The sequence below is a fragment of the Mycobacterium fragae genome, from assembly GCF_002102185.1.
GTDB classification, from domain to species: Bacteria; Actinomycetota; Actinomycetes; order Mycobacteriales; family Mycobacteriaceae; genus Mycobacterium; species Mycobacterium fragae.
Genome location: NZ_LQOW01000025.1, coordinates 1 through 21,825, shown reverse-complemented (window position 1 = coordinate 21,825; position 21,825 = coordinate 1). Strand labels below are relative to the sequence as shown.

Annotated in this window: 25 protein-coding genes; 8 read left to right on the top strand and 17 right to left on the bottom strand. The window is 66.2% G+C overall.

Features of this window, described 5'->3' with window-relative positions; all coding sequences use genetic code 11:
• Positions 1–16 precede the first annotated feature (16 nt).
• The 3 genes from AWC06_RS13260 to AWC06_RS13250 all read right to left on the bottom strand — a co-directional run bounded on the left by AWC06_RS13260 (position 17) and on the right by AWC06_RS13250 (position 3,786).
• The gene (locus AWC06_RS13260; protein WP_085198203.1) at positions 17–406 is read right to left on the bottom strand and encodes a type II toxin-antitoxin system VapC family toxin; all 390 of its coding nucleotides are present in this window, start codon (positions 404–406) and stop codon (positions 17–19) included.
• Complete coding sequence (locus tag AWC06_RS13255; RefSeq protein WP_085198200.1) at positions 391–630, bottom strand: hypothetical protein; 240 nt, start codon at positions 628–630, stop codon at positions 391–393. The genes AWC06_RS13260 and AWC06_RS13255 overlap by 16 nt, the downstream gene beginning before the upstream one ends.
• 63 nt (positions 631–693) lie before the next feature.
• Positions 694–3,786, bottom strand: coding sequence for an ATP-binding protein (locus AWC06_RS13250; protein WP_372457999.1), 3,093 nt, complete (start codon positions 3,784–3,786; stop codon positions 694–696).
• Between the two features lie 133 nt (positions 3,787–3,919).
• Between AWC06_RS13250 and AWC06_RS13245 the strand changes: the two genes are divergently transcribed.
• From AWC06_RS13245 to AWC06_RS13235, 3 genes are read left to right on the top strand one after another with little or no spacing between them, the layout of a single operon-like run.
• Entirely contained in the window at positions 3,920–6,187 is a 2,268-nt protein-coding gene (locus tag AWC06_RS13245) for a winged helix-turn-helix domain-containing protein (RefSeq protein WP_085198194.1), read from the top strand.
• Positions 6,169–6,780, top strand: coding sequence for a hypothetical protein (locus tag AWC06_RS13240; RefSeq protein ID WP_085198191.1), 612 nt, complete (start codon positions 6,169–6,171; stop codon positions 6,778–6,780). The genes AWC06_RS13245 and AWC06_RS13240 overlap by 19 nt, the downstream gene beginning before the upstream one ends.
• Positions 6,781–6,797: 17 nt before the next feature.
• Entirely contained in the window at positions 6,798–7,832 is a 1,035-nt protein-coding gene (locus tag AWC06_RS13235; RefSeq protein WP_085198188.1) for an NAD(P)H-dependent amine dehydrogenase family protein, read from the top strand.
• Here AWC06_RS13235 and AWC06_RS13230 read toward each other — a convergent pair.
• Positions 7,829–9,043, bottom strand: a complete 1,215-nt coding sequence (locus AWC06_RS13230; protein WP_085198184.1) for a zinc-dependent alcohol dehydrogenase — start codon at positions 9,041–9,043, stop codon at positions 7,829–7,831. The genes AWC06_RS13235 and AWC06_RS13230 overlap by 4 nt on opposite strands.
• Positions 9,040–9,816 (bottom strand): SDR family NAD(P)-dependent oxidoreductase, encoded by a 777-nt coding sequence (locus tag AWC06_RS13225; RefSeq protein WP_085198181.1) that lies wholly within the window; start codon positions 9,814–9,816, stop codon positions 9,040–9,042. Before AWC06_RS13225 ends, AWC06_RS13230 begins: the two co-directional genes overlap by 4 nt.
• Positions 9,817–9,929: 113 nt before the next feature.
• On the opposite strand from AWC06_RS13225, the gene AWC06_RS13220 reads away from it, so the two are divergent.
• Genes AWC06_RS13220 through AWC06_RS13210 form a run of 3 tightly spaced genes read left to right on the top strand, consistent with a single transcriptional unit; the run spans position 9,930 to position 12,702 of the window.
• The gene (locus tag AWC06_RS13220) at positions 9,930–10,865 is read left to right on the top strand and encodes a class I SAM-dependent methyltransferase (RefSeq protein WP_085198179.1); all 936 of its coding nucleotides are present in this window, start codon (positions 9,930–9,932) and stop codon (positions 10,863–10,865) included.
• A 12-nt stretch (positions 10,866–10,877) separates the two neighbouring features.
• On the top strand, positions 10,878–11,780 hold the full coding sequence (locus AWC06_RS13215; RefSeq protein ID WP_169715351.1) for a class I SAM-dependent methyltransferase: 903 nt from the start codon (positions 10,878–10,880) through the stop codon (positions 11,778–11,780).
• Positions 11,781–11,787: 7 nt separating this feature from the next.
• Positions 11,788–12,702: a class I SAM-dependent methyltransferase gene (locus AWC06_RS13210; protein WP_085198176.1), complete on the top strand. Its 915-nt coding sequence runs from the start codon at positions 11,788–11,790 to the stop codon at positions 12,700–12,702.
• Here AWC06_RS13210 and sppA read toward each other — a convergent pair.
• Positions 12,699–14,492, bottom strand: coding sequence for a signal peptide peptidase SppA (sppA, locus tag AWC06_RS13205; protein WP_085198641.1), 1,794 nt, complete (start codon positions 14,490–14,492; stop codon positions 12,699–12,701). The two genes, AWC06_RS13210 and sppA, sit on opposite strands and share 4 nt — an antisense overlap.
• 64 nt (positions 14,493–14,556) lie before the next feature.
• Here sppA and AWC06_RS13200 point away from each other — a divergent pair, with 64 nt between their 5' ends.
• Together AWC06_RS13200 and AWC06_RS13195 are read left to right on the top strand one after the other, a co-directional pair.
• Positions 14,557–15,486 carry an LLM class flavin-dependent oxidoreductase gene (locus AWC06_RS13200; RefSeq protein WP_085198173.1) on the top strand — a complete coding sequence of 310 codons (930 nt, stop codon included), beginning with the start codon at positions 14,557–14,559 and terminating at the stop codon, positions 15,484–15,486.
• A 75-nt stretch (positions 15,487–15,561) separates the two neighbouring features.
• Positions 15,562–16,761 carry a serine hydrolase domain-containing protein gene (locus tag AWC06_RS13195; RefSeq protein ID WP_085198170.1) on the top strand — a complete coding sequence of 400 codons (1,200 nt, stop codon included), beginning with the start codon at positions 15,562–15,564 and terminating at the stop codon, positions 16,759–16,761.
• Here AWC06_RS13195 and rplO read toward each other — a convergent pair.
• The 11 genes from rplO to AWC06_RS13140 all read right to left on the bottom strand — a co-directional run bounded on the left by rplO (position 16,758) and on the right by AWC06_RS13140 (position 21,626).
• Entirely contained in the window at positions 16,758–17,198 is a 441-nt protein-coding gene (rplO, locus tag AWC06_RS13190; protein ID WP_085198168.1) for a 50S ribosomal protein L15, read from the bottom strand. The two genes, AWC06_RS13195 and rplO, sit on opposite strands and share 4 nt — an antisense overlap.
• The gene (gene rpmD / locus AWC06_RS13185; RefSeq protein ID WP_085198165.1) at positions 17,195–17,377 is read right to left on the bottom strand and encodes a 50S ribosomal protein L30; all 183 of its coding nucleotides are present in this window, start codon (positions 17,375–17,377) and stop codon (positions 17,195–17,197) included. Before rpmD ends, rplO begins: the two co-directional genes overlap by 4 nt.
• Positions 17,378–17,379: 2 nt before the next feature.
• Complete coding sequence (rpsE, locus tag AWC06_RS13180; RefSeq protein WP_085198162.1) at positions 17,380–18,078, bottom strand: 30S ribosomal protein S5; 699 nt, start codon at positions 18,076–18,078, stop codon at positions 17,380–17,382.
• 25 nt (positions 18,079–18,103) lie between these two features.
• A complete protein-coding gene (gene rplR, locus AWC06_RS13175) occupies positions 18,104–18,475 on the bottom strand; it encodes a 50S ribosomal protein L18 (protein ID WP_085198159.1) in 372 nt (123 codons plus the stop codon).
• A 2-nt stretch (positions 18,476–18,477) separates the two neighbouring features.
• Positions 18,478–19,017, bottom strand: a complete 540-nt coding sequence (gene rplF / locus AWC06_RS13170; protein ID WP_085198156.1) for a 50S ribosomal protein L6 — start codon at positions 19,015–19,017, stop codon at positions 18,478–18,480.
• 16 nt (positions 19,018–19,033) lie between these two features.
• A complete protein-coding gene (gene rpsH, locus AWC06_RS13165; protein WP_085198153.1) occupies positions 19,034–19,432 on the bottom strand; it encodes a 30S ribosomal protein S8 in 399 nt (132 codons plus the stop codon).
• Positions 19,433–19,452: 20 nt separating this feature from the next.
• Complete coding sequence (locus AWC06_RS13160; protein ID WP_085198151.1) at positions 19,453–19,638, bottom strand: type Z 30S ribosomal protein S14; 186 nt, start codon at positions 19,636–19,638, stop codon at positions 19,453–19,455.
• Between the two features lie 4 nt (positions 19,639–19,642).
• Positions 19,643–20,206 carry a 50S ribosomal protein L5 gene (rplE, locus tag AWC06_RS13155; protein ID WP_085198148.1) on the bottom strand — a complete coding sequence of 188 codons (564 nt, stop codon included), beginning with the start codon at positions 20,204–20,206 and terminating at the stop codon, positions 19,643–19,645.
• A gap of 4 nt (positions 20,207–20,210) precedes the next feature.
• Positions 20,211–20,528, bottom strand: a complete 318-nt coding sequence (gene rplX, locus AWC06_RS13150; protein ID WP_085198145.1) for a 50S ribosomal protein L24 — start codon at positions 20,526–20,528, stop codon at positions 20,211–20,213.
• Positions 20,529–20,897 (bottom strand): 50S ribosomal protein L14, encoded by a 369-nt coding sequence (rplN, locus tag AWC06_RS13145; protein WP_085198142.1) that lies wholly within the window; start codon positions 20,895–20,897, stop codon positions 20,529–20,531.
• A gap of 189 nt (positions 20,898–21,086) precedes the next feature.
• Positions 21,087–21,626 (bottom strand): DinB family protein, encoded by a 540-nt coding sequence (locus AWC06_RS13140; RefSeq protein WP_085198639.1) that lies wholly within the window; start codon positions 21,624–21,626, stop codon positions 21,087–21,089.
• Positions 21,627–21,825: the final 199 nt, after the last annotated feature.

Sequence of the window (21,825 nt, the reverse complement as noted above, 5' to 3'; positions counted from 1 at the left end):
CGCACCTCAGCACAGGTCAGTCGACGTCAAACAACCGCAAACCCTCCACCCGATCGAAGTGCTTGCGGTTGCGCGTAGCGAAAGGCAGGTCGAAGTTCAAACAGATCCCGGCCTGCAAGCAATCCGCCATGCCGATGTCCTTGCCGGCCGCCCGCAGCGTCGCAGCCACATCTCCTGCGCGCAATGCACTACTCGGATCAAGCGGGAAAGTCCGCGAACGCACAAGGCGAAGAATGTCGTCGCGACGACCCAAGAAATCCGTGCCAACACGCAATTCGAACGCGGTTATCGCGGTGACCCGGAGGCGGTGGCCGGCGACTAACTCGCGCACCAGCCGCACACCGGACCCTTTGCCGCGGAGAAAGTCGACTAAAAGGTCGGTGTCGACAATTACGAGGCCCGCCATCTAGCCCTTGCATCATCGATGCGTGATCGCACCTCTCGTGACTCGGACTCGGTGAGCATGCCTTCGAGTCCCAACAGGAGGTCTGTCTCATCGCTGGTCAAACTCGTCAGATATGCGTCCAGCGCCTCCTGGACGAGCGCGGAGAACCCCCGTACGCCGCGGCGCTGAGCGATCGCACTCAGCGCGCGATGCTGCTCATCAGTTATCTCCACCGTTGTCCGCATGCATGCATGCTAACACATGCCGAATTTGCGAAGACGGCGCGGTTCGACGACCCCGTCGTGGCGTCAGGGTCGCGGCGAGCTCTCCTGGCGTGTTGCTTCCTGCGCGAGTTGCACGCGTGGACCGAGGCCGCGTTGCGCGTAGGCAATCGCCTCATCGGTCGATAGTGCTGCCCCCTCTGCCCATGCGGCCTTGAAGTCGCTGTCCCCCATGGCATTACGAAGCGCCGCGACGGACGCCTGGTACCCACTTTGGTAGATCTGAAAGCGGATTTCGCCGGTGCGCTCCCGGATAGCCTCTGCGGCGCCGAAAAGCCGTGCGGCTTCCGCACGACGGCCGGCATCGGTGGCCACAGCTGCGAGGCACTCGAGATTGTGCGGAACGCCTAGATACGCTTTAGCCCTGACGGCCGCCGCAAGAGCTTCATGGGCGTCACGTTCGGCCTCATCCGGCGCCCCCCGCGCGATCGCCACGCGGGCCCGGATGGCCAGCGCATAAGCCAGCCAGTATCCGGTCATTGTGGCGACAGCCTCATCCGCAAACCGTTGGGCCGCAGTGAGGTCACCGCGCGCCATTGCTGCCTGGGCGTGGTACGTCATGTTTATTGCCGCGGCCTCGCGCAAGCCGCCCATGCAGGACCAGGCGGCGTCAGCCGCCTCCGCCGCCAGTGCGACGTCGCCGGCGGCCAGGGCGACCACGACCAATGCGGTGTAACTGGCACCCATGTAAAGATCGCCGAGGCCCGCGGCGGCCTCGATGGCCGCATCGGCCGCGCGCCGAGCCTCGTGAGCCTCACCGTGGTATGCCAGCCAGTGGGGCAGGATGAATAGGATGGTGACCCGCAACATCTCGTCGTGATCGGCCTCGGCTGCAGCCAACAAGTCGCGTAACTCTGCGATCGCTTCAACCAGATCGCCTTGCATGAACTGTGCCGCGGAGAGCCGCCACCGACACTGCCGCGATTCGAACCGGTCACCGATCGCGTCGGCGAGTTGGCGCCCTTCTTCAGCGGTCGCGCGGACCTCGACAGGGTCACCTGCGACGAACGCCATGTGTGCCTGCCGGGCGAGGATCTGGCTCAGCCTCCAGCGGTCACCCAGGGCGCGGGCCAGTCCGATCGCCTCGGCGAAGTACGGTCGGGCCACTTCGGCTTGGAAAACCGAGGCGCTGCCGTACGCATACAACGCTCGGGCCAGTAGCGCCGGATCATCGAGTTGACGCGCGACGGCCAGCGCCTGTTCAGCCTCAGCCATGTTGTAGATGCCTACCCATCCGTCGAGCACAACCTTGTCGGCGAGCGCACGCACGCACACCGGGGAGATCACCTCTTGGTCAGACGTCGCGTTCGGGTGGACGGCATTAAACCAGCTCAACCCTTCCTGAATCCGGCCACGTGCGAGCCAGAGCGGCTGCAGTGATGACACGAGCTGCAATGCCTGTTCCGCATCGCCGTTTTCGCGACTCCACGCGAAAGCGGCGCGAAGGTTGTCGATCTCGATTTCGGCTTGCTCCAGGCGCCGCTCGTATTCGGTACGGGCTGGGTCGTCGAGCAAAGCCGCCACCGAAACGTAGTGGTCACGGTGGCGGCTGCGAACTTCGTCGGCTTCGCCGGACTCCCCGAGCTTCTCCAACGCATACTGGCGCACCGTCTCGAGGAACCGGTATCGGGTTGCGCCACCGGTGCTTTCGACTACGACGAGTGACTTGTCGACAAGCGAGGCGAGCTGGTCGAGGATCTGATAGTGCTCCACGTCTGCGCCGCCGGCGATGGCTTCGGCCGCGTCAAGGTCGAACCCACCCATAAACACCGCTAGTCGGCGGAACAGGATGCGCTCGGGTTCGGTCAGCAATGCATGCGACCACTCCACCGATGCTCGCAGCGTCTGCTGTCGACGCACCGCGGTACGCGCACCACCGGTCAAAAGGCGGAACCGGTCGTGCAGACCGCTGACTATCTCATTCAACGACAATGCGCGCACTCGCGCCGCCGCCAACTCAATGGCCAATGGCATGCCGTCCAGACGCCGGCAGATCTCCGTCAGTGCGGCGACGTTGTCATCGGTCACCGTGAAGTCCGGCCGGACGCGACGGGCGCGGTCGGCGAACAACTCGATGGCTTCGTCGGCCAGCGACAGCGACGGCACCAGGAACGTCACTTCACCGGCAACCCCAGTGGGCTCGCGACTAGTCGCCAGCAGCCTCAAACCCGCGCATGCACCCAACAGCTCAACCGTCAGCGATGACGTTGCGTCGAGCAGATGTTCGCAGTTGTCGAGCACGATCAGCAGCTGGCGATCGCCGATGAACCGGACCAGGGTGTCCGTTGTCGAGCGGCCGGGCTGATCGGGTAGCCCAAGGGCACGAGCCACCGCGACCGGCACAACTGCCGGATGGGTGATCGGCGCCAAGTCGACATACCGCACACCATCGCGGAAATCGGCCGCGAAACGCGCTGCAATCTCGACCGCGAGTCGCGTCTTGCCGGCGCCACCCGCACCCGTCAACGTCACAAGCCGGTTATCGGCCAAAAGCTTTCGTACCTCACTGATCTGCGCGTCGCGGCCAACGAAGCTGGTTAGTTGCGCCGGAAGGTTAACCACCTCAATGCTTTTGCCCGTACGCAAGGGCGGGAACTCGTTGCGAAGATCGGGATGGCAGAGCTGCACGACCCGTTCCGGCCGGGGCAGGTCACGCAGCGGATGGGTACCCAGGTCAGTCAACCAAGCATCAGCGGGCAGCCAGTCGACAACCAGCTGCTCAGTCGCGCCGGACAGCACAGTCTGGCCGCCGTGCGCCAGATCGCGCAGCCGTGCGGTCCTGTTGATGGTCGGCCCGGCGTAGTTGCCTTCGTCGCGCAATTGCACCTGGCCGGTATGCACGCCGATGCGCAGCCTTATCGGCGCCAGCGGCGCCCGCTGCAACTCGAGGGCGCACTCCACCGCATCAGACGCTTGGGCGAACGCGAGCACAAAGCTGTCGCCCTCGCCCTGTTCGACCGGCCGCACTCCGTGATGGGCGGCGACGCTCTCCGCGAGCGCGTGATCCAGGCGCGCAAGTGCGGCGGTCATCTGCTCGGGTTCGGTCTCCCACAGGCGCGTGGAGCCCTCGACGTCGGCCAGAAGCAACGTCACGGTTCCCGTTGGCAGCAAATCGCTCACGCCTAGGTCGCTCCAGTTCACCGGCGGCGTGTCCGCGCGTTCGCTCATGCTAGCCAGCATTGGCGACTCGGTAGGGCAAATCATCAGCGAAAGCACGTATAGCGCGGTGGCCCCACCCGTACGCTCGGAGCTCATGGCCCGGCAGCTTCCATCGGGCACGGTGACCTTCCTGCTCACCGACCTCGAAGGGTCCACCCGCTCGTGGGAACAGGCCCCCGAGGCGATGAAGGTGGCCATGATCCGCCACGACGAGCTCCTCGAGAAAGCCATTGCGTCAAGCCAGGGTTATGTGTTCGCCCGGATGGGCGACGGGATGGCGGCCGCGTTCGCGACGGCGAGGGACGCCATCTCGGCGGCAGCTGCGATCCAACGGGCACTTTGCGACGAGCCTTGGCGCACGCCCAAACCGCTGAGGGCGCGGATCGGGCTGCATACCGACGAGGCGGTCATCGTCGACGACGGCGGTTACGCCAGCCTGCCGATCAACCGTTGCTCGCGGTTGATGACCGCCGCCCACGGTGGCCAGGTCGTCATCTCGGGCGCCACCGAAGTGCTGGTGCGGGATCAATTGCCCGAGGGCATGACACTGATCGATCTCGGTGAACATCGCCTGCGCGACCTAGGCCGTCCCACAAGGGTTTTCCAGCTTGTCCGCGAGGGTGCCGAAGAGGAGTTCCCGCCGCTGCGAAGTCTGGACGCGTTTCCCGGGAACCTCCCGGTTCAGGTCAGCTCGTTCATCGGGCGCAAATCCGAAGTGGCCAAGGTCATTTCCGCGCTAGACGAGTCGCGCGTGGTGACGATTACCGGAGTGGGTGGCGTGGGCAAGACCCGCCTGGCACTCCAGGTTGCCGCAGACCTGCTGCCGCGCTACCGCGATGGCTCATGGGTGGTCGAACTGGCGCCGGTACGCGATCCCGACGGCGTGATCGAGGCGATCGCAGCGGTGTTCAACCTGACCAACCGTGGCGGGCCGTCCCTGGAAGACTCTCTCATCGAGATGCTGGCGCAAAAGCGGCTGCTCTTTGTGCTCGACAACTGCGAACATCTGCTGGGCGCGGTTGCCCGACTGGCAACGCGCATAGAACGCGCGTGCCCTGGCGTGGTGGTGCTGGCAACGAGTCGGGAAGGGATGGCGATCGACGGCGAGCAGCTGATCGCGCTGCCTCCCCTGGCAACAGGCGAGCCGGACGAGGACCTCGAGCGCCTGATGAGCACGGACGCCGTCAGCCTGTTCGTCGAGAGGGCGCGGCACGTCAAGGCCGACTTCGTGCTGACGCAAGGCAATGCGCGGGCGGTGGTGGAGATTTGTCAGCGCCTCGACGGTGTCCCGCTGGCCATCGAGCTGGCCGCGGCAAGGATCATCGCGTTGAGCCCCGCCGAGCTCGTCCTGCGCTTGAATCGACGGTTCCAGGTGCTTGCAGGTGGGCGGCGCGGCGCGGTCGAACGGCACGCGACGCTGCGCGCGGCCATCGACTGGTCATACGAGCTTCTCGACACCGCGGAGCAGCGCCTGCTGGCACGCATGGCCGTGTTCACGGGCGGCTGCGCGCTCGAGGCGATCGAGCAGGTCTGCAGCGGCGGCCCCGTCGAGCGGGAGGCAGTCATAGATCTGGTCGCCGGTCTGGTGGCCCGTTCGCTCGTCGTCGCGGAGGACGACGGCCACGGCACCCGATATCGCCTGCTGGAAACGATCCGGCAGTACGGCGAGGAACGGCTGGCCGCCTGCGGCGAGACCGACGCGCTGCTCATGCGGCATGGCCGCTATTACGCCGCGCTGTCGGCGCGAGCGGCCGAACGCTACTACGGCCCCGAACAGATTTTGTGGGCCAGCCAGGTCGTCCGCGAGCGGGACAACGTCCGCGCAGCCCTCGCCAATGCCATCGACGCCGGCGACGCCGCGCTGGCCGTGCGGTTAGTGGCCGACCAAACGCATCAGCAGGTGACGGCAAGCGCAATCGGCGAAGTGCTGTGGATCCCCGCGTCGCGAGTGCTCGACCTGCCCGGCGCCGATCAAGAACCCGGGTATCCACGCGTGCTTGTCGTGGCGGCGTATAACGCGTACACCGCCGGCGACTGGGACGCCGTCGACGAGTTGTGCCGCCAGGCACTCGAGGCCGAGCGCCGTCTCGGGGCGCCGCAAGGTCCTCGGATCGAGATGGATGTCCCCCACGTGCAGGGAATGGTGTCGCTGGCGGCTGGTGCCTACGCCGACGCAGTAGCGGGTTTCGCTGACGCCGCGGAGCTGGCCAATGCCGACGGATATCCCGGGCTTGCCGCCACTTACCTCGCTAACAGCGTGAACAGCGCTCTGCTGGGGGCGATCGGAGCCTGGAGACAACGACAAGAGCCGAGCAAGCCGTCGCCATGGCGCGACGATCGGGTATGCCCGGGGCCATCGTGATGAGCCTGAACTCGCTCGCACTTGCCGTGGCCGAACATGATCCGCAACGGGCGAGAGACCTGCTGAACGAGAGCCTGCACCTCAGCGGCAAACCGGGCGAAGAGATCTCTTCGGGTCTGCTTACCGCCTGCCTGGTAGCCGGCCGCCTCCGGGATTGGCAGCTCACGCTGACCTTGACTGCCCGGACGATGTACGTGTGGCGGTGGTATGTGACTCCACTGCAGGCCGCGCCCTGCTTCGCGCTCTGCGCAAGGGCTTTCGCCGAGAATCGGCCCGAGGTGGCCGGCGTCTTACAGGGCGCGGCCTATGCCATCTTCCGTTACGCCAGCCGTATGCCCCAGGGCGCTTCGCCCTCAGAGCGCGCGCCGGCCGATATCAACGACAACTTCGTGCTGGCGGCCTTGCGCGAAACCGGTCATCTCGTCGCAGCCGCGCTCGGCGAGCAGCGCGCACGCGAGCTTCGCGGTGAGGGAGCCGCAATGACCATGGATGAAGCGACGTCCTATGCGCTCGCCAACATCGACCGAAAACTCCTCGCGGGTCCTGTCATTGATCAGGTGCGACGGACTGCCTCTTGTCCAACACCCGATTAGCGGTACGAAGGAGCAGCATGGCGCCCTACCGCGTGGTTCAGTGGTCAACCGGCAATATCGGAAAGCGCGCGCTCGGCATCCTGCTTGACCGTGACGACTTTGACGTCGTCGGCGTCTACGCATTCGGTTCGGAGAAGGTGGGGCGCGATGCGGGCATACTCGCGGACCGATCCGAGATCGGAGTCGCCGCGACCACCGATGTCGATGCGCTGCTCGACCTGGCGCCGGACTGCGTGAACTACATGCCCCGCGCCATCGACTACGACCTGGTGGAAAGGATGCTGCGCCGCGGCATCAACGTGGTGACCACGGGCGACTTCCTGACCGGCACGCATCACCAGGCCGAACTCCCCGCACTCGAGGAGGCGGCGCAACAGGGACGGGCGACCTTCCTGGGCACGGGATTCGAGCCCGGCTTCATCAACGTCGTCGCCGGCTTTCTCACCGGTGCGTGCCGAAAGGTGCACAGCGTCAAGCTCGTCGAAACATTGGACTGCACCACCTATCCCGTACAAGACGTGTGGAAGGTCCTCGGATTCGGCAAACCGCCCCGTCAGCGGGTGACGCAGCTCGACCCGGAGAAGCAACGATACGGCCTCGGCTACTTCGAGACGCTGGACATGATCGCCACGATGCTGGGCATCGAACTCGACTCCAAGGAGGCGTTCGTCGAGCCCGCCATACTGACCCGGGATCTGAATCTGGGCTGGGTGGATTACGCCGTCGGCACCGCCGGGGGCCAGCGCCGCACCTATCGCGGCTATCGCGACGGCCGCCCAGTGGTCGAGCTCGCCATCTGCTGGACCATGAGCGACGACGCGCTCGACCCACAATGGACCGACCCCAAGGGTTTCAGCATGGTGATCGAAGGTGAACCACACGTGGACGCGACGATCCGGTTCGGCCACCCCGGCGAGGACGTGATGACCGTGTTGATGGACAGCACCGCCGTCGCGGCCGTCAACGCCATCCCGTTCCTGTGCGACACTCAACCGGGCGTCATCACCCCAATTGATCTGCCCATCATCGGATCCCGAGGCGCGCTGGCCTAGCGCTGATCGAACGCCACCTTGACGGCACCGCTCGTACCCTGGCCGGCGATCGCGAGGAAGGCGTCGCGCCACTGCTCCAGCCTAAAGGTGTGAGTCAGCATGGGCCGCAAGTCGATTCGACCGTCGTCAACTATGTCGAGATAGTGGGCGATCGCATGTTTGCGCTCCCCCGCCACGTCCTCGACCCCGAAGGCGTTGGAGCCCACCCAACTGATCTCCTTGAAATACAACGGACTCCACTCCCAGCGGCCAGGCGCGTGGACACCTGCCTTCACCAACGTGCCGCGAGCCCTGAGTACCCGGACTCCGACTTCGAAGGTCTCGGGCTTGCCGACGGTGTCGTAGACGATGTCGACGGCGCCGGGATGCGCCATCGGCAGACCCTGCAGCGGCTGGTGTAGCCGTCCACCGCCCCAGGCAACCAGCTCTTCGATGACGGCCAGCCGGGGCTCGTGCGCCAGCACCTTGGCGGCGCCGAACCGGCGGGCCAAATCGGCCTGCGCGTCGAAACGTGCGATCACCGCCACCGCTACGTCCGGGTAAAGCGCCCGCAGGATCGCCAGCGCGCACAACCCGAGCGAGCCGGCCCCGTACACCAGTACCCGGCCCGATCGCGGTGGCGGGTGGCGGGTGATCGCGTGCAGCGACACCGAAAACGGATCGGCGAACACCGCTGACTCGTCGGACACCGACTCGGGTACCGCAAACAACATGCTGTCGTGAGCGGACATCAGCTCCGCGTATCCGCCGGTCACGTCGGCCGACACCCCGGTGTGAATACCGGGTTTGATGTCGCCGTCGCAAAAGCTCCAGCACAGGCTGTAATCGCCGTTTTGGCAAGCGGGGCAAGGCGGTTCGATGCCGCGCGGCCCGCAGGACAGCCAGGGGTTGAGCACCACGCGCTGACCGACCTCCAGTCCGCGCGCCTTCGGGCCCACCGCGACCACGTCGGCCACCACCTCGTGACCCATGACTTGAGGAAACGAGCAGAATGCGGCCATGGCGTTGTCGGTGTCGCCCTCGCCGAAATCCATCAGGATCTGCTTGGAGTCCGACCCGCAGATGCCGGTCAGCCGGGGCCGGGTGATCACCCAATCGTCGTGCAGCAGCTGCGGTTCCGGCACCTGCTGCAGCGCGACGGGACTGTACTTGAGCGCGTCGTCGGGACGGTCGACCGACTCCGGTGGCACCCCGTAGACCAGCGCCCTCATCGCGGTGCCATGGCCGCTGCGCCGGCGATATACGCGTCGAGGTCGGCGTTTTTCGCGTCGACGACTGCTTTCATGTCGGGCACATAATGCTCGAAGCCTTCGCTGCCCAGCGCCGCGATTATGCCGGAGGCCACTTCGTCCGCCGGCACCTTCGGTCCCTGGTAGAGCGGTTCCTCGTTACCGGGCTGGTCCCAGATCTCGGTGTCGACAGGGCCCGGCTCGATCAGCTTCACCGAGATCCCGGTGCCGTGCAGGTCCACAGCGATCGACTCGCTCCAGCCGCACAGCGCGAATTTGCTTGCACAGTACGCTGTTTCGTGGATTATTCCGAGCCGCCCGCCGACACTGGACACGTTGACGATCATGCCCGATCCACGTGCCAGCATCCGCGGCAACAGCGCCAGGGTCAGCCGCATCGGGGCGAAGAAGTTGACTCGCATGACGGTTTCGACCTCGTCGGGCTTCAACTCGGCGACCGGCCGGCGTTTCGGGATCGCGGCGTTGTTGACCAGGACGTCGATGCCGCCGAGGACGTCCCACACCTGCAAGGCCAGCTCACCGACCGCCGGGGTGTCGCCCAGATCGGCAACCCACATCTTCGAATCCGGGGAGGTCCGCCGACAGTCGGCCAGCACTTCAGCCAGACGATCCGGCCGGCGGGCGACCAGGCCCACCCTCGCACCGCCGGCGGCCAGCTGCCTGGCCAGGGCGGCACCCAGTCCCGACGAGGCGCCGGTGATGAGCACCCGCTGTCCTGCTGCCGAGTAGGCCATGGCTCAAGGTTGCCGCCCCGGCCCGCGTGAGACACGCGTTTGGCGGAAAGTGGCCAGGGCTTGTTATATTGGCTAAGTATCAATCTGGCTTCCGCCGCGTGAAGGGGCTAGCAATGGCACGCACTGATGACGACACCTGGGATCTGGCATCGAGCGTCGGCGTCACCGCCACGATGGTCGCCGCCGCCCGCGCGATGGCGACCAAATCCGAGCGTCCCCTGATCAACGATCCGTTCGCCGAACCGCTGGTTCGGGCGGTCGGCGTGGACCTGTTCGCTCGGCTGGTCAGCGGCGAGTTGTCCCCCGCCGACCTCGACGAGGACGGTGATGCCGCGTCCGCGAACATGCGCCGGATGACCGACAACATGGCCGTGCGCACCAAATTCTTCGACGAGTTCTTCCTCGACGCGATGCAGGCCGGTATCCGCCAAGCGGTGATCCTCGCGTCGGGCCTGGATTCACGCGCCTACCGCTTGCCGTGGCCGGCCGACACCACGGTTTACGAGATCGACCAGCCGCAGGTCATCGAATTCAAATCACGCACTCTGGCCGAGCTCGGCGCCCAACCCGCCGTGGACCGGCGCACGGTTGCCATCGATTTGCGCGACGACTGGCCGGCCGCGCTGCGCGCCGCGGGCTTCGACCCCGATAAGCCCACCGCCTGGAGCGCCGAGGGCCTGTTGGGCTACCTGCCACCGGAAGCGCAGGACCGTCTGCTCGACACCGTCACCGCGCTCAGCGCGCCGGGCAGCCGGTTCGCCACCGAAAGCGCGCCCAACCGCGATCCCGCCCACCAGGAGCGTCTCAAGGAAAACATGCGGATCTCGGCCGAGCGCTGGCGCAGGCACGGCCTCGATCTCGACATGACCGAGCTGATCTACTTCGGCGACCGTAACGTGGCAGCTCACTATCTTTCCGACCACGGGTGGCAGATGTCCGGCAGCACCATCCGAGAGCTGTTCGCGGCCAACGGACTTCCGCCCATCGAAGACGACTTCCCATTCGCTGACCGCCTCTACGTCAGCGGCGTATTGACCGAAAAGAAATAGGAGCTATCGCAGATGCCACGTACCCATGACGACAGCTGGGATCTGGCCAACAGCGTCGGAGCGACCGCGACGATGGTCGCGGCCTCCCGCGCACTGGCGTCGCAGGGCCCCGATGCCCTGCTCGACGATCCGTTGGCCGAACCGCTGGTCCGGGCGGTGGGCCTGATGCCGTTTGTGCGGCTGATCGACGGAGAGATCAACCTGGACGACGACCCGCTGCTGAATCGCAAAAAGCGCGCCGAGCAGATCACAGTCCGCACACGGTTTTTCGACGACTTCTTCACCGCTGCTGCCGACGCCGGCGTGCGGCAGGCGGTGATCCTGGCCTCCGGCTTGGACACCAGGGCCTACCGGCTGCCATGGCCGGCCGGCACCACGGTTTACGAGATCGACCAGCCGCAGGTGATCGATTTCAAGACGGAGACGCTGGCCGACCTCGGCGCCGCACCGACCGCGCAGCGCCGAGCGATCGGCATCGATCTGCGCGACGACTGGCCAGCCGCCCTGCGAGCGGGCGGATTTGACGCCGATCAGCCCACCGCGTGGAGTGCCGAGGGATTGTTACCCTATCTGCCGCCAAAGGCGCAGGACCAGCTGTTCGACAACATCACCGCGCTCAGCGCGCCGGGCAGCCGGCTTGCCACCGAGCATGTCCCAGACCCAGACGCCTTCTCCGATGAACGAATACAGCAGATCAGCGAGCGCTGGCGCCGCTACGGTTTCGACCTCAACGCCGCCGATCTGTTCTATCAAGGCGAACGCAGCGTCGTGATCGACTACCTCATCAGCCACGGCTGGCAGGTGACCGCCCACCCTGCCAAAGAACTCTGGGAACGCAACGGATTTGAGTTCCCGGAAGACGAGATGATGGCCGTCTTCGCCGAGATGAGCTACGTCGCGGCGACTCTCGGATAGCACGGGCATGGCACGCACGCATGACGACACCTGGGATCTGGCGTCCAGCGTCGGCGCAACGGCGACCATGATCGCCGCCGGCCGAGCAATGGCGACGAAGGATCCCCGTGTGCTGATCACCGATCCATTCGCCGAGCCGCTGGTCCGCGCCGTGGGTCTGGACTTCTTCACCAAGATGATCGACGGCGAGGTCGACTTCTCGACCATCCCGAACGCCTCGCCCGAACGGCTGCAGGCAACGATCGACGGAGTCGCGGTGCGCACCAAGTACTTCGACGACTACCTGCTCGCCGCCGTCGACAAGGGCGTGCGACAAGTGGTGATTTTGGCGGCCGGGCTGGACTCTCGCGCCTACCGGTTGGATTGGCCGGCAGAGACAGCCGTCTACGAGATCGATCAGCCGCAGGTAATCGAGTTCAAGACGTCCACGCTGGCCGGCATCGGCGCCCGGCCCACCGCGGATCGGCGCACGATCCCTATCGACCTGCGCTCGGACTGGCCGGCGGCGCTTCGGTCCGCCGGTTTTGACGCCAGCGCACCGACGGCTTGGCTGGCCGAGGGCCTGCTGATTTACCTGCCTCCCGAAGCCCAGGATCGGTTGTTCGACAACATCACCGCGCTGAGCGTGCCAGGCAGCGCGATCGCCACCGAATACGTCCCGGGTATCAAGGATTTCGATGCCGATCGAGCCCGTGAGCTTTCCGCGCCGCTCCGCGAACTAGGTGTGGACATCGATATGCCGTCGTTGGTGTACGCCGGTGAGCGCAGCCACGTGATCGAGTATCTGCGCGCCAAGGGATGGGACGTCGTGGGCGTTCCCCGTGCTGACCTGTTCACCCGCAACGGGCTCGAGGTTCCTGCGCCCGACGACGACGATCCGCTCGGCGAAATCATCTTCGTCAGCGGCACATTCGGAAGCTAGAGACGAGTCTCGCCCAGCCACAGCGCGCTGACACCGGTGAACGTGCGCTCGGCCTGGTCGATCACTGCGGCGATCGACTGACCGATCAACGCGCCCACTGCATCCGGCACAGACGCGGCCGCCGGTTGCGATGACGGACGCGGACGCAGCAGGTCCCACAGCGACGAGTGCGGGTAGCTGACGATGCGGACTTCGGCGTCTTCGTCCACGCCGGCGAGCAGCTTGGCCCGCCGCACCGCGGTGCGCAACCCGCCGAGTTCGTCGACCAGTCCCCGCTCGAGGGCATCCGCACCGGTCCAGATCCGGCCCTTCGCGACCTTTTCCGCCGCCTCCATGCTCATGTTGCGTGCCTCGGCGACGCGCTGCACGAAGTCGGTGTAGAGCAGGTCCGCCTCCGCCTCGATCCAGGCGTGTTGCTCGGGAGTGAACGGCACGTCGATCGACCAGGCATCGGCATTTGCGTTGGTGCGCACCGTATCCGAGCCGACGCCCAGTCGTTCCTTCAGATTGCGGGCGACCAGTTTACCGGCCAACACCCCGATCGAGCCGGTGATGGTGCCCGGGTTGGCCACGATCGCGTCGGCGCCCATCGAGATGTAGTAGCCGCCCGAGGCGGCAACCGCGCCCATCGACGCGACCACGGGCTTGCCCCGCTCGCGTGCCTTTTGGACTTCGCGCCAGATCGTTTCCGACGCGCCGATCTCCCCGCCCCGCGAGTCGACCCGCAGCACGATCGCCGATACCGAGTTGTCGGCGGCGGCCTCCCGCAGTCCCGCCGCGATGGTGTCGGCGCCGGCACCGGAGTTGCCGAACGGCAGCAAGTGCGGACCGCCCCGGCCGCTGACGATCAGACCGGCCACGGCGACAATGGCGACTGTCGGCCTGGGCCTGCGCACGGGTAGCGACGGCAGCGGCCTGTTCCCCGGTGCGGTCGCGCGGGCGTAGCGAGCCAGATACAGACGCGGCGGCGCGCTCTCGGCATCGGCGTCCCCGGTTTCCGGCGAAACCCCCTCGGCGCCAACAAGTTCTGCAATTCGTGCGTATGCCTCGTCTCGATAGCCGATGCGGTCGATCAACCCCGACGTCACGGCATCCTCGCGCAGCAGGGGCGCGCGGTCGGCCAGTGCGTCGACGGTTTCATGGCTGATCTTGCGCGACTCGCTGACCGCCTGCCACACCTGGCTGCGAATGCTCTCCAGCAGCCGGGCGTCGGCCTCGCGGTGCGCATCCGTGTAGCGGTCCTGGGTGAAACGATTTGCCGCAGACTTGTATTCACCCCGGGCGACCAACTGGGCCTCGATGCCGGCCTTGTCGAGCGCGTCACGCAGGAACATGGCGTTGGTGGCGAACCCGATCAGCCCGACTGTTCCCGACGGCTGCATCCACACCTCGCTGAACGCGGATGCCAGGTAATACGACAGCGTCCCGGGATATGTTTCGGCCCATGCCAGCGATGGCTTGGCGGCGGTGAACGCGGCAATCGCGGCACGCAATTCCTGAATCGGTCCCGGCGCGGCCGCGGGAAACTGGACGCGGGCAATCAGCCCGGCCACCCGCGGATCGTCGGCGGCGCGGTAGATTGCGGACACGGCTTCGCGCAGCACCAGCGGCCGGCCGCCGCCGCTGATGATCGCGAGCGGATCCAAGCCGCCGGTCTCCGGCGGCGCAGCGCGCACGTCGACTTCGAGCACGCAGCCTTTGGGTACGCCGTGGTGGCGGGCGGTGTCGACCCGGCGAGCCAACATCCGTACATCGTCGACACCGGGCGGCTTGGGCAGAAACACGAACATGTGCTGAGCGTACCGACGAGCCGCGCCGCCGGGCGACGGCCGCAGCGGACCGTACGGTAGTGGGGTGCGGTTCGCCATCTCGATCCCCCAGCTCGACTCGACCGGTTTCGACGCCTCGGGGATGCGCTCCTACCTCGCCCGCGCCGAAGAACTCGGGTTCGAAGGCGGGTGGGTGTTCGACCAGATCGTCGGCGAGGCGCCGATGTTGGCTCCGATGGAGCTGCTGGCGTATGCCGCGGCGTGCACCGAGCGGCTGCGCTTGGGCGTCGGGGTGCTGGTCTTGTCGTTGCACGATCCGCTGCAGCTGGCCGCCGCGGTGACCGCCGTCGACCGTCTCAGCCACGGCCGACTCGACGTCGGCGTGGCATCCGGTGGCGGCTCCCACCAATTCTCTGCATTCGGCGTGGACAAGGCCACCTACATCAGCAGCTTCACCGAAGGGCTGGAGTTGATGAAGACAGCGTGGTCCGACGAACCACGGCTGACATTTGAGGGCCGGTTCCGCCAGGTCAGCGACTTGCCCATCCAGCCCAAGCCCGTCCAGCGGCCACATCCGCCGATCTGGTTCGGTGGGCAGGCGCCCAAGGCGCTGGCCCGGGCGGTCCGCCAAGGCGATGCGTTTCTGGGCGCAGGTTCGTCGACCACCGCCAACTTCGCCGACGCGGTGCAGACCGTGCGCCGCGAGCTGGCCGAGCAAGGCAAGGATCCCGCGCGGTTCAGCATCGGCAAGCGGGTTTATCTGATGATCGACGACGACCGGGCTCGGGCCCGCGACCGAGTGCTTGCCGGGTTGCGCCGCATCTACGGGACGATGCCTGGCATCGAAGCCGTACCGGTGTCCGGCACACCCGACGACGTCGCAGGTGGGTTGGCCGAGGTAATCGATGCCGGTGCGGAAATGCTGCTGCTCAATCCCGTCGGCGACGACGTCATGCAGGACCGCGAGCAGATGGAACGCCTTGCCGCAGAAGTGATTCCACGGCTGCGTCAGTAGCGTGAGCAGACGTGAAGTCCTCAGAGAATGACCGTTTTGGGGGCCTTTTGCGTCTGCTCGCGGTATAACGGCCCAATGGATGGAGACGTCGACGAAGGTTATGGCAAAGTCGCCGACGCATTTCGCGCCAATTTCGCGCAGGGCCGTGAGATCGGGGCCGCCGTCGCGGTCTATCGCGACGGCGCCAAGGTAGTCGACTTGTGGGGCGGCTATCGCAACGGCATCACCGGCGAACCCTGGCAGCGCGACACGATGGTCAACATGTTCTCGACGACGAAAGGCGTTGCGTCCCTGGCCGTCGCCGTCGCCGCCTCGCGCGGCCTCGTCGCCTATGACGCCAAGGTCGCCGATTACTGGCCGGAGTTCGCGCAAGCCGGCAAGGCCGAGGTGACGGTGCGCCAACTGCTGTCCCATCAAGCCGGGCTGCCCGTGCTGGATGCAGGGCTGCGGCTGCGCGATCTTGGCGACCCCGACAAGCTGTCGGCGATCCTGGCGGCGCAAGCCCCGGTGTGGCCGCCCGGAACCCGGCACGGCTATCACACGCTCACCCTGGGCTGGTATGAGTCCGAGCTCATCCGGCACGCCGATCCGGCGGGCCGGACACTGGGCCGGTTCTTCGCCGATGAGGTCGCTGCTCCGCTCGATCTGGACCTGTATATCGGACTGCCAGCCTCGGTCGACCGTGACCGAGTCGCATACTTGCACGGCTGGCGACGCGCCGAGGCCCTGCTGCATCTGCATGCGATGCCGTGGAGATTAGCGCTGTCGCTGTTGAATCCGTCCGCCTTGATCAGCAAAAGCGCCAAGCTGCCTAGCGACGTTGACGTATTGGGCGGCGACTACAACCTCGAAGAGGTGCGCACCGTCGAAATGCCCGCTGCCAACGGAATTGGGACGGCCCGCTCGGTGGCCAAGGCCTACAGCTGTGTGGCCGCCGGCGGCAGTGACATCGGCTTGACGCCAGCTACTCTCGACGCACTGACTGAGCCTGCGGTCACACCCGCCAGGGGCCTACGTGACAAGGTGCTGCACGTCGATTCGGTGTTCTCGCTGGGCTACTGTAAGCCGGTGCCGCACTTCTGCTTCGGCTCCTCGGACAAGGCATTCGGCACGCCCGGATATGGCGGGTCATTCGGATTCGCCGACCCCGACACGAGTATCGGGTTCGCCTACGTGATGAACCGGTTGGGATTTCACCTTTACAGCGACCCGCGGGAAGTGGCGCTACGCCAAGCCCTGTTCCGCGACGTCTTGGGTGCGCGGCCGCAGACCTAGAGTTCGGTGACCGAACCGCCCGCGGCGGTGATCTTCTCCCGCGCGCTCCCGCTGAACTTGTGCGCAGTCACGTCGGCTTTGACCGTCAGCTTGCCGTCGCCGAGCACTTTGACCAGAGAGTTCTTGCGGACAGCGCCCTTGGCCACCAATTCGTCAACGCCGATCGAACCGCCTTGCGGGAACAGCCGATTGATGTCGCCGACGTTGACGATTTCGTATTCGGTGCGGAAGCGGTTGCGGAAGCCCTTGAGCTTGGGCAGCCGCATGTGGATCGGCATCTGCCCGCCCTCGAAGGTCACCGGCACCTTCTTGCGGGCCTTGGTGCCCTTGGTGCCGCGGCCGGCGGTCTTGCCTTTGGAACCGTCTCCGCGACCAACGCGGGTCCGTTTGGTTTTCGACCCGGGCGCGGGCCGCAGGTCGTGAAGTTTGATCGTCATGAGACCTCCTCGACGTCCACAAGGTGACGCACGACGGCGATCAGGCCGCGAGTCTGGGGGTTGTCCTCACGGACCACCGACTGGCGAATCTTGCGCAATCCCAAGGTGCGCAGGCTCTCCCGCTGCTTCCAGCGGGCGCCGATTGTGCTGCGCACCTGGGTGATCTTGAGCTCTGCCATAGTTACGCAGTTCCTTCACGTGCGGCGTTCGCACTCGCGGCCAGCCGGTCGCTTTCCCGTCGTGCCTTGAGCATGCCGGCCGGAGCGACGTCCTCGATGGGCAGTCCACGCCGGGCCGCCACCTCCTCGGGCCGCTGCAACAGCTTGAGCGCAGCCACCGTGGCGTGTACCACGTTGATCGCGTTATCGCTGCCCAGCGACTTGGCCAGAATGTCATGCACGCCAGCACATTCCAGCACCGCTCGCGCGGCGCCGCCGGCGATCACACCGGTACCGGGGCTGGCCGGACGCAACAGCACCACGCCGGCGGCGGCCTCGCCCTGCACCGGATGGGTGATGGTGCCGCCGATCAGCGGGACCCGGAAGAAGCCCTTACGCGCCTCTTCGACGCCTTTCGCGATCGCGGCCGGGACTTCCTTGGCCTTGCCGTAGCCGACGCCGACCATTCCATTGCCGTCGCCGACGATGACCAACGCGGTGAAGCTGAATCGCCGACCACCCTTGACCACCTTGGAGACGCGGTTGATGGCGACCACCCGCTCCAGGTAATTGCTCTTGTCGCCGTCGCGGTCGCGACCACCGCGGCGATCGTCGCGGCGACCCCGGCTCTCCCGGGTGTCACGGCCCTCGGCGCGTCCTTCACTGCGGGGGGCGCTGCCGGTGTCCGGAGCAGCGGCCCCTGAGGTCGGCTGCTCCGTCATGATGCAGTCCTTCCGTTGTCAGTCATCAGAATTTCAATCCGCTCTCGCGGGCGGCGTCGGCCAGTGCCGCGATCCGCCCGCCGTAGGTGTAGCCGCCGCGGTCGAACACCACCGTGTCGATCCCGGCGGCCTTGGCCCGCTCGGCGATCAGCTGGCCGACCCGCACGCTGTGGGCCTTCTTGTCGCCCTCCACGCCCCGCACGTCGGCCTCGATCGACGAGGCGGCGGCCAGCGTGGTGCCGTTGAGGTCGTTGACCAGCTGCACGTGGATGTGGCGCGACGACCGGTGCACCACCAGCCGCGGGCGCTCCGCGGTGCCCGAGATCTTCTTGCGCAGCCGTGCATGCCTGCGCAGCCGCGCCGCCCGCCGGGCCGCGGAAATGCTCGTTGGGGCCATGACTACTTACCTGTCTTTCCGACCTTGCGGCGGATCTGCTCGCCCTCGTAGCGCACGCCCTTCCCCTTGTACGGGTCGGGACGGCGCAGGCGGCGGATATTCGCCGAGATCTGGCCGACCTTCTGCTTGTCGATGCCGGAGATCGAGAACTTCGTCGGCGTCTCAACCGAGAACGTGATGCCGTCCGGCGCCTCGACGACCACGGGATGGCTGTATCCCAGCGCGAACTCCAGGTTGGAACCCTTCAGCTGCACGCGGTAGCCGACGCCGAAGATCTCCATCTTCGTGGTGTAGCCCTGCGTCACGCCGGTGACAAGGTTGGACACCAGGGTGCGCGACAAGCCGTGCAGCGAACGGCTGCGCCGCTCGTCGTCGGGCCGGGTTACCACGATGGCGCCGTCGTCGTCGCGGGACACGGTGATCGGTTCGGAAACCGTCAGTCCCAGTGTGCCTTTGGGCCCCTTCACCGAGACGTTCTGGCCGTCGATCGTCACCTCGACTCCGGTGGGGACCGGAATCGGCTGCTTACCAATGCGCGACATCGTTAAGTCCCCTCACTCACCACACGTACGCGAGGACTTCGCCGCCCACGCCCTGTCTGGCTGCCTGACGGTCGGTCAGCAGGCCCGAGGAGGTGGAGATGATCGCCACGCCCAGGCCGCCGAGCACTCGCGGCAGGTTGGTGGATTTCGCGTAGACCCGCAGCCCGGGCTTGGACACCCGCCGCAGACCGGCGATGCTGCGTTCCCGGCTGGGGCCGTACTTGAGCTGGATGACCAGCGACTTGCCGACCCGCGCATCTTCGGTGCGGTAGTCGCTGATGTAACCCTCCCGCTTGAGGATCTCGGCGATGTTGGCCTTGATCTTCGAATGCGGCAGCGTCACCTCGTCGTGGTACGCCGAATTGGCGTTGCGCAGACGTGTCAAGAAGTCCGCGATCGGGTCCGTCATCGTCATGGTCTAGTCCTGATGTCCTGTCACCAACTGCTCTTCTGCACTCCGGGCAGCTCGCCGGCATGCGCCATCTCGCGCAGGCAAATCCTGCACAGCCCGAACTTGCGGTAGACCGCATGCGGGCGGCCGCACTTACTGCAGCGGGTGTACGCGCGCACCTTGAACTTGGGTTTGCGCTGAGCCTTGTTGATCAGTGCCTTCTTCGCCATCTGGTCAGTTCTCCTTGAACGGAAAGCCGAGGGCCCGCAACAGCGCTCGTCCTTCGTCGTCGGTCGCCGCCGAGGTGACGACGGTGATGTCCATGCCACGGGTCCGGTCGATCTTGTCCACGTCGATCTCGTGGAACACCGACTGCTCGTTCAGCCCGAAGGTGTAGTTGCCGGCACCGTCGAACTGTTTGGGCGAGAGCCCGCGGAAGTCGCGGATACGCGGCAGCGCAATCGAAGTGAGCCGGTCGAGGAACTCCCACATCCGATCGCCGCGCAGCGTCGCGCGCACCCCGATCGGCATGCCCTCGCGCAGCTTGAACTGCGCGATCGATTTGCGGGCTCGCCGGATCTCCGGCCGCTGTCCGGTGATCAGCGCGAGGTCGTTGACCGCGCCGTTGATCAGCTTGGCGTCGCGGGCGGCGTCCCCGACGCCCATGTTGACGACGACCTTGACCACGGTCGGGATCTGCATCACGTTGCCGTAGCCAAACTGTTTGTTGAGCGCGTCACGGATCTCTTCGCGGTAGCGCACTTTCAGCCGGGGCTGAACCTTTTCTGCAGTCGTCATCGCCTCAGATGTCCTTGCCGTTGCGCTTGGAGATGCGGACCTTCTTGCCGGTCTCCTCGTCAAACCGGTACCCGACCCGGGTCGGTTTGCCGTCGGAGTCGACCACCATCACGTTGGAGACGTGGATCGGGGCTTCCTGCGTGACGATCCCACCCGAGCGCGAGCCGCGCTGATTGGTCGAGATCGGGGTGTGCTTCTTGATCCGGTTGACGCCCTCGACGAGCACCTTGTTGCGGGCCGGGTAGGCCTGCAGCACCTTTCCCTTGGCGCCCTTGTCCTTGCCGGAAATGACGAGCACGGTGTCGCCTTTGTGGATCTTCACCTACAACACCTCCGGGGCCAGCGAGATGATCTTCATGAAGCGCTTCTCCCGCAGTTCGCGGCCGACCGGCCCGAAGATGCGGGTGCCACGCGGGTCGTTGTCGGGCTTGATGATGACGGCCGCGTTCTCGTCGAACTTGATGTAGCTGCCGTCGGCGCGGCGGCGCTCCTTGACGGTGCGCACCACCACGGCCTTGACGATTTCACCACGCTTGACGTTGCCGCCGGGGATGGCGTCTTTTACCGTCGCCACGATGACGTCGCCGATACCGGCATACCGCCGCGACGAGCCGCCGAGCACGCGGATGCACAAGATCTCCTTGGCGCCGGTGTTGTCGGCGACCTTCAGCCGCGATTCCTGCTGAATCACTAGATCTCCTCGGCGTGCATGTGAACGTGTGCACGGCAGACGGGTGCCGCCTTGGCCTGACGTGCGGTCTTCATCGCCGACAGGCACGCGGGGCCGACGACATCCTGCTTGTACGCGCCGGCCGAGGTCTGCCCACGGCAACCCCTAGAGTCTAGGTGAAGACCTGCTCAGCGCCAAATTTCTGGCTGGTCAGCGGCTTATACCGCCGATCCTGCGGATATCGCCGAGATGGTGAACACCTTCGTGCATCGCCTGGCGGACGAGCCACCGCGCTGTGCGCTGCTCGCCCGGCAACCGGGTCGCGACGCGGTCCCAGTCCTGTTCTTCCATCCGGGCGGCCTCGTCACCGAAGCCCAACGCCGCCGCGGCCAGCTCGTCAAGCACGGCGGCGAGGTCACATTCGTTGTAGCGGAATCGGCGCGCACGCAGGTCATTGAACATCGGCTCCAGCGCCGGCCGGTCCTCCTTGCGAGTGCGGTGCAGCCGGATCGTGAAGGTCATATAGACGTCGCGCAGGTGGCAGAGATACTCGGCAACCGACCACACCTGCGGGCCCGGGCGCCGCCGCAGCGCCTGGGGTGGGATGGCACGGACGGCATCGCGCACCGCAGCAGGCAGGTCACCGATGGCCCGGACGGCGTCCTCGATACTGACCTCCGAATAGACCAGCGGGCAGACATCGCAGACGTGGTCTTCAGCAGCCAGCGGCGGTAGCTCCTCAGAGCTCACGTGAATATCCTCCACCCGCGCCTACTCAGAAGGGTGGGGGGTCGTCGTCGCTGTCGGGTGGGGCCGGGCCGACGTAGCTCATGTATTCGGCCTGTCGGGCCATGCGGGCGTCGTGGTTTTGGCGGCGTTCGGTGGCGATGCGGTGGGCGCGGTTTTGCGCGCGGGTGCGACGGCGTTTGGGCATCATCGCACTCCGCTC

What these genes read in the sequence shown, in the direction of transcription:
- rpsE (WP_085198162.1), bottom strand. Translation starts at nt 18,078, where the DNA reads ATGACGGAGCAGCCGACCTCAGGGGCCGCTGCTCCGGACACCGGCAGC.
- AWC06_RS13195 (WP_085198170.1), top strand. Translation starts at nt 15,562, where the DNA reads ATGGATGGAGACGTCGACGAAGGTTATGGCAAAGTCGCCGACGCATTT.
- rplF (WP_085198156.1), bottom strand. Translation starts at nt 19,017, where the DNA reads ATGTCGCGCATTGGTAAGCAGCCGATTCCGGTCCCCACCGGAGTCGAG.
- AWC06_RS13235 (WP_085198188.1), top strand. Translation starts at nt 6,798, where the DNA reads ATGGCGCCCTACCGCGTGGTTCAGTGGTCAACCGGCAATATCGGAAAG.
- AWC06_RS13160 (WP_085198151.1), bottom strand. Translation starts at nt 19,638, where the DNA reads ATGGCGAAGAAGGCACTGATCAACAAGGCTCAGCGCAAACCCAAGTTC.
- AWC06_RS13215 (WP_169715351.1), top strand. Translation starts at nt 10,878, where the DNA reads ATGCCACGTACCCATGACGACAGCTGGGATCTGGCCAACAGCGTCGGA.
- rplR (WP_085198159.1), bottom strand. Translation starts at nt 18,475, where the DNA reads ATGGCCCCAACGAGCATTTCCGCGGCCCGGCGGGCGGCGCGGCTGCGC.
- AWC06_RS13210 (WP_085198176.1), top strand. Translation starts at nt 11,788, where the DNA reads ATGGCACGCACGCATGACGACACCTGGGATCTGGCGTCCAGCGTCGGC.
- AWC06_RS13230 (WP_085198184.1), bottom strand. Translation starts at nt 9,043, where the DNA reads ATGAGGGCGCTGGTCTACGGGGTGCCACCGGAGTCGGTCGACCGTCCC.
- AWC06_RS13225 (WP_085198181.1), bottom strand. Translation starts at nt 9,816, where the DNA reads ATGGCCTACTCGGCAGCAGGACAGCGGGTGCTCATCACCGGCGCCTCG.
- AWC06_RS13260 (WP_085198203.1), bottom strand. Translation starts at nt 406, where the DNA reads ATGGCGGGCCTCGTAATTGTCGACACCGACCTTTTAGTCGACTTTCTC.
- AWC06_RS13245 (WP_085198194.1), top strand. Translation starts at nt 3,920, where the DNA reads ATGGCCCGGCAGCTTCCATCGGGCACGGTGACCTTCCTGCTCACCGAC.
- rplE (WP_085198148.1), bottom strand. Translation starts at nt 20,206, where the DNA reads ATGACGACTGCAGAAAAGGTTCAGCCCCGGCTGAAAGTGCGCTACCGC.
- AWC06_RS13240 (WP_085198191.1), top strand. Translation starts at nt 6,169, where the DNA reads ATGCCCGGGGCCATCGTGATGAGCCTGAACTCGCTCGCACTTGCCGTG.
- AWC06_RS13255 (WP_085198200.1), bottom strand. Translation starts at nt 630, where the DNA reads ATGCGGACAACGGTGGAGATAACTGATGAGCAGCATCGCGCGCTGAGT.
- rplO (WP_085198168.1), bottom strand. Translation starts at nt 17,198, where the DNA reads ATGACGATCAAACTTCACGACCTGCGGCCCGCGCCCGGGTCGAAAACC.
- AWC06_RS13220 (WP_085198179.1), top strand. Translation starts at nt 9,930, where the DNA reads ATGGCACGCACTGATGACGACACCTGGGATCTGGCATCGAGCGTCGGC.
- rpsH (WP_085198153.1), bottom strand. Translation starts at nt 19,432, where the DNA reads ATGACGATGACGGACCCGATCGCGGACTTCTTGACACGTCTGCGCAAC.
- sppA (WP_085198641.1), bottom strand. Translation starts at nt 14,492, where the DNA reads ATGTTCGTGTTTCTGCCCAAGCCGCCCGGTGTCGACGATGTACGGATG.
- rpmD (WP_085198165.1), bottom strand. Translation starts at nt 17,377, where the DNA reads ATGGCAGAGCTCAAGATCACCCAGGTGCGCAGCACAATCGGCGCCCGC.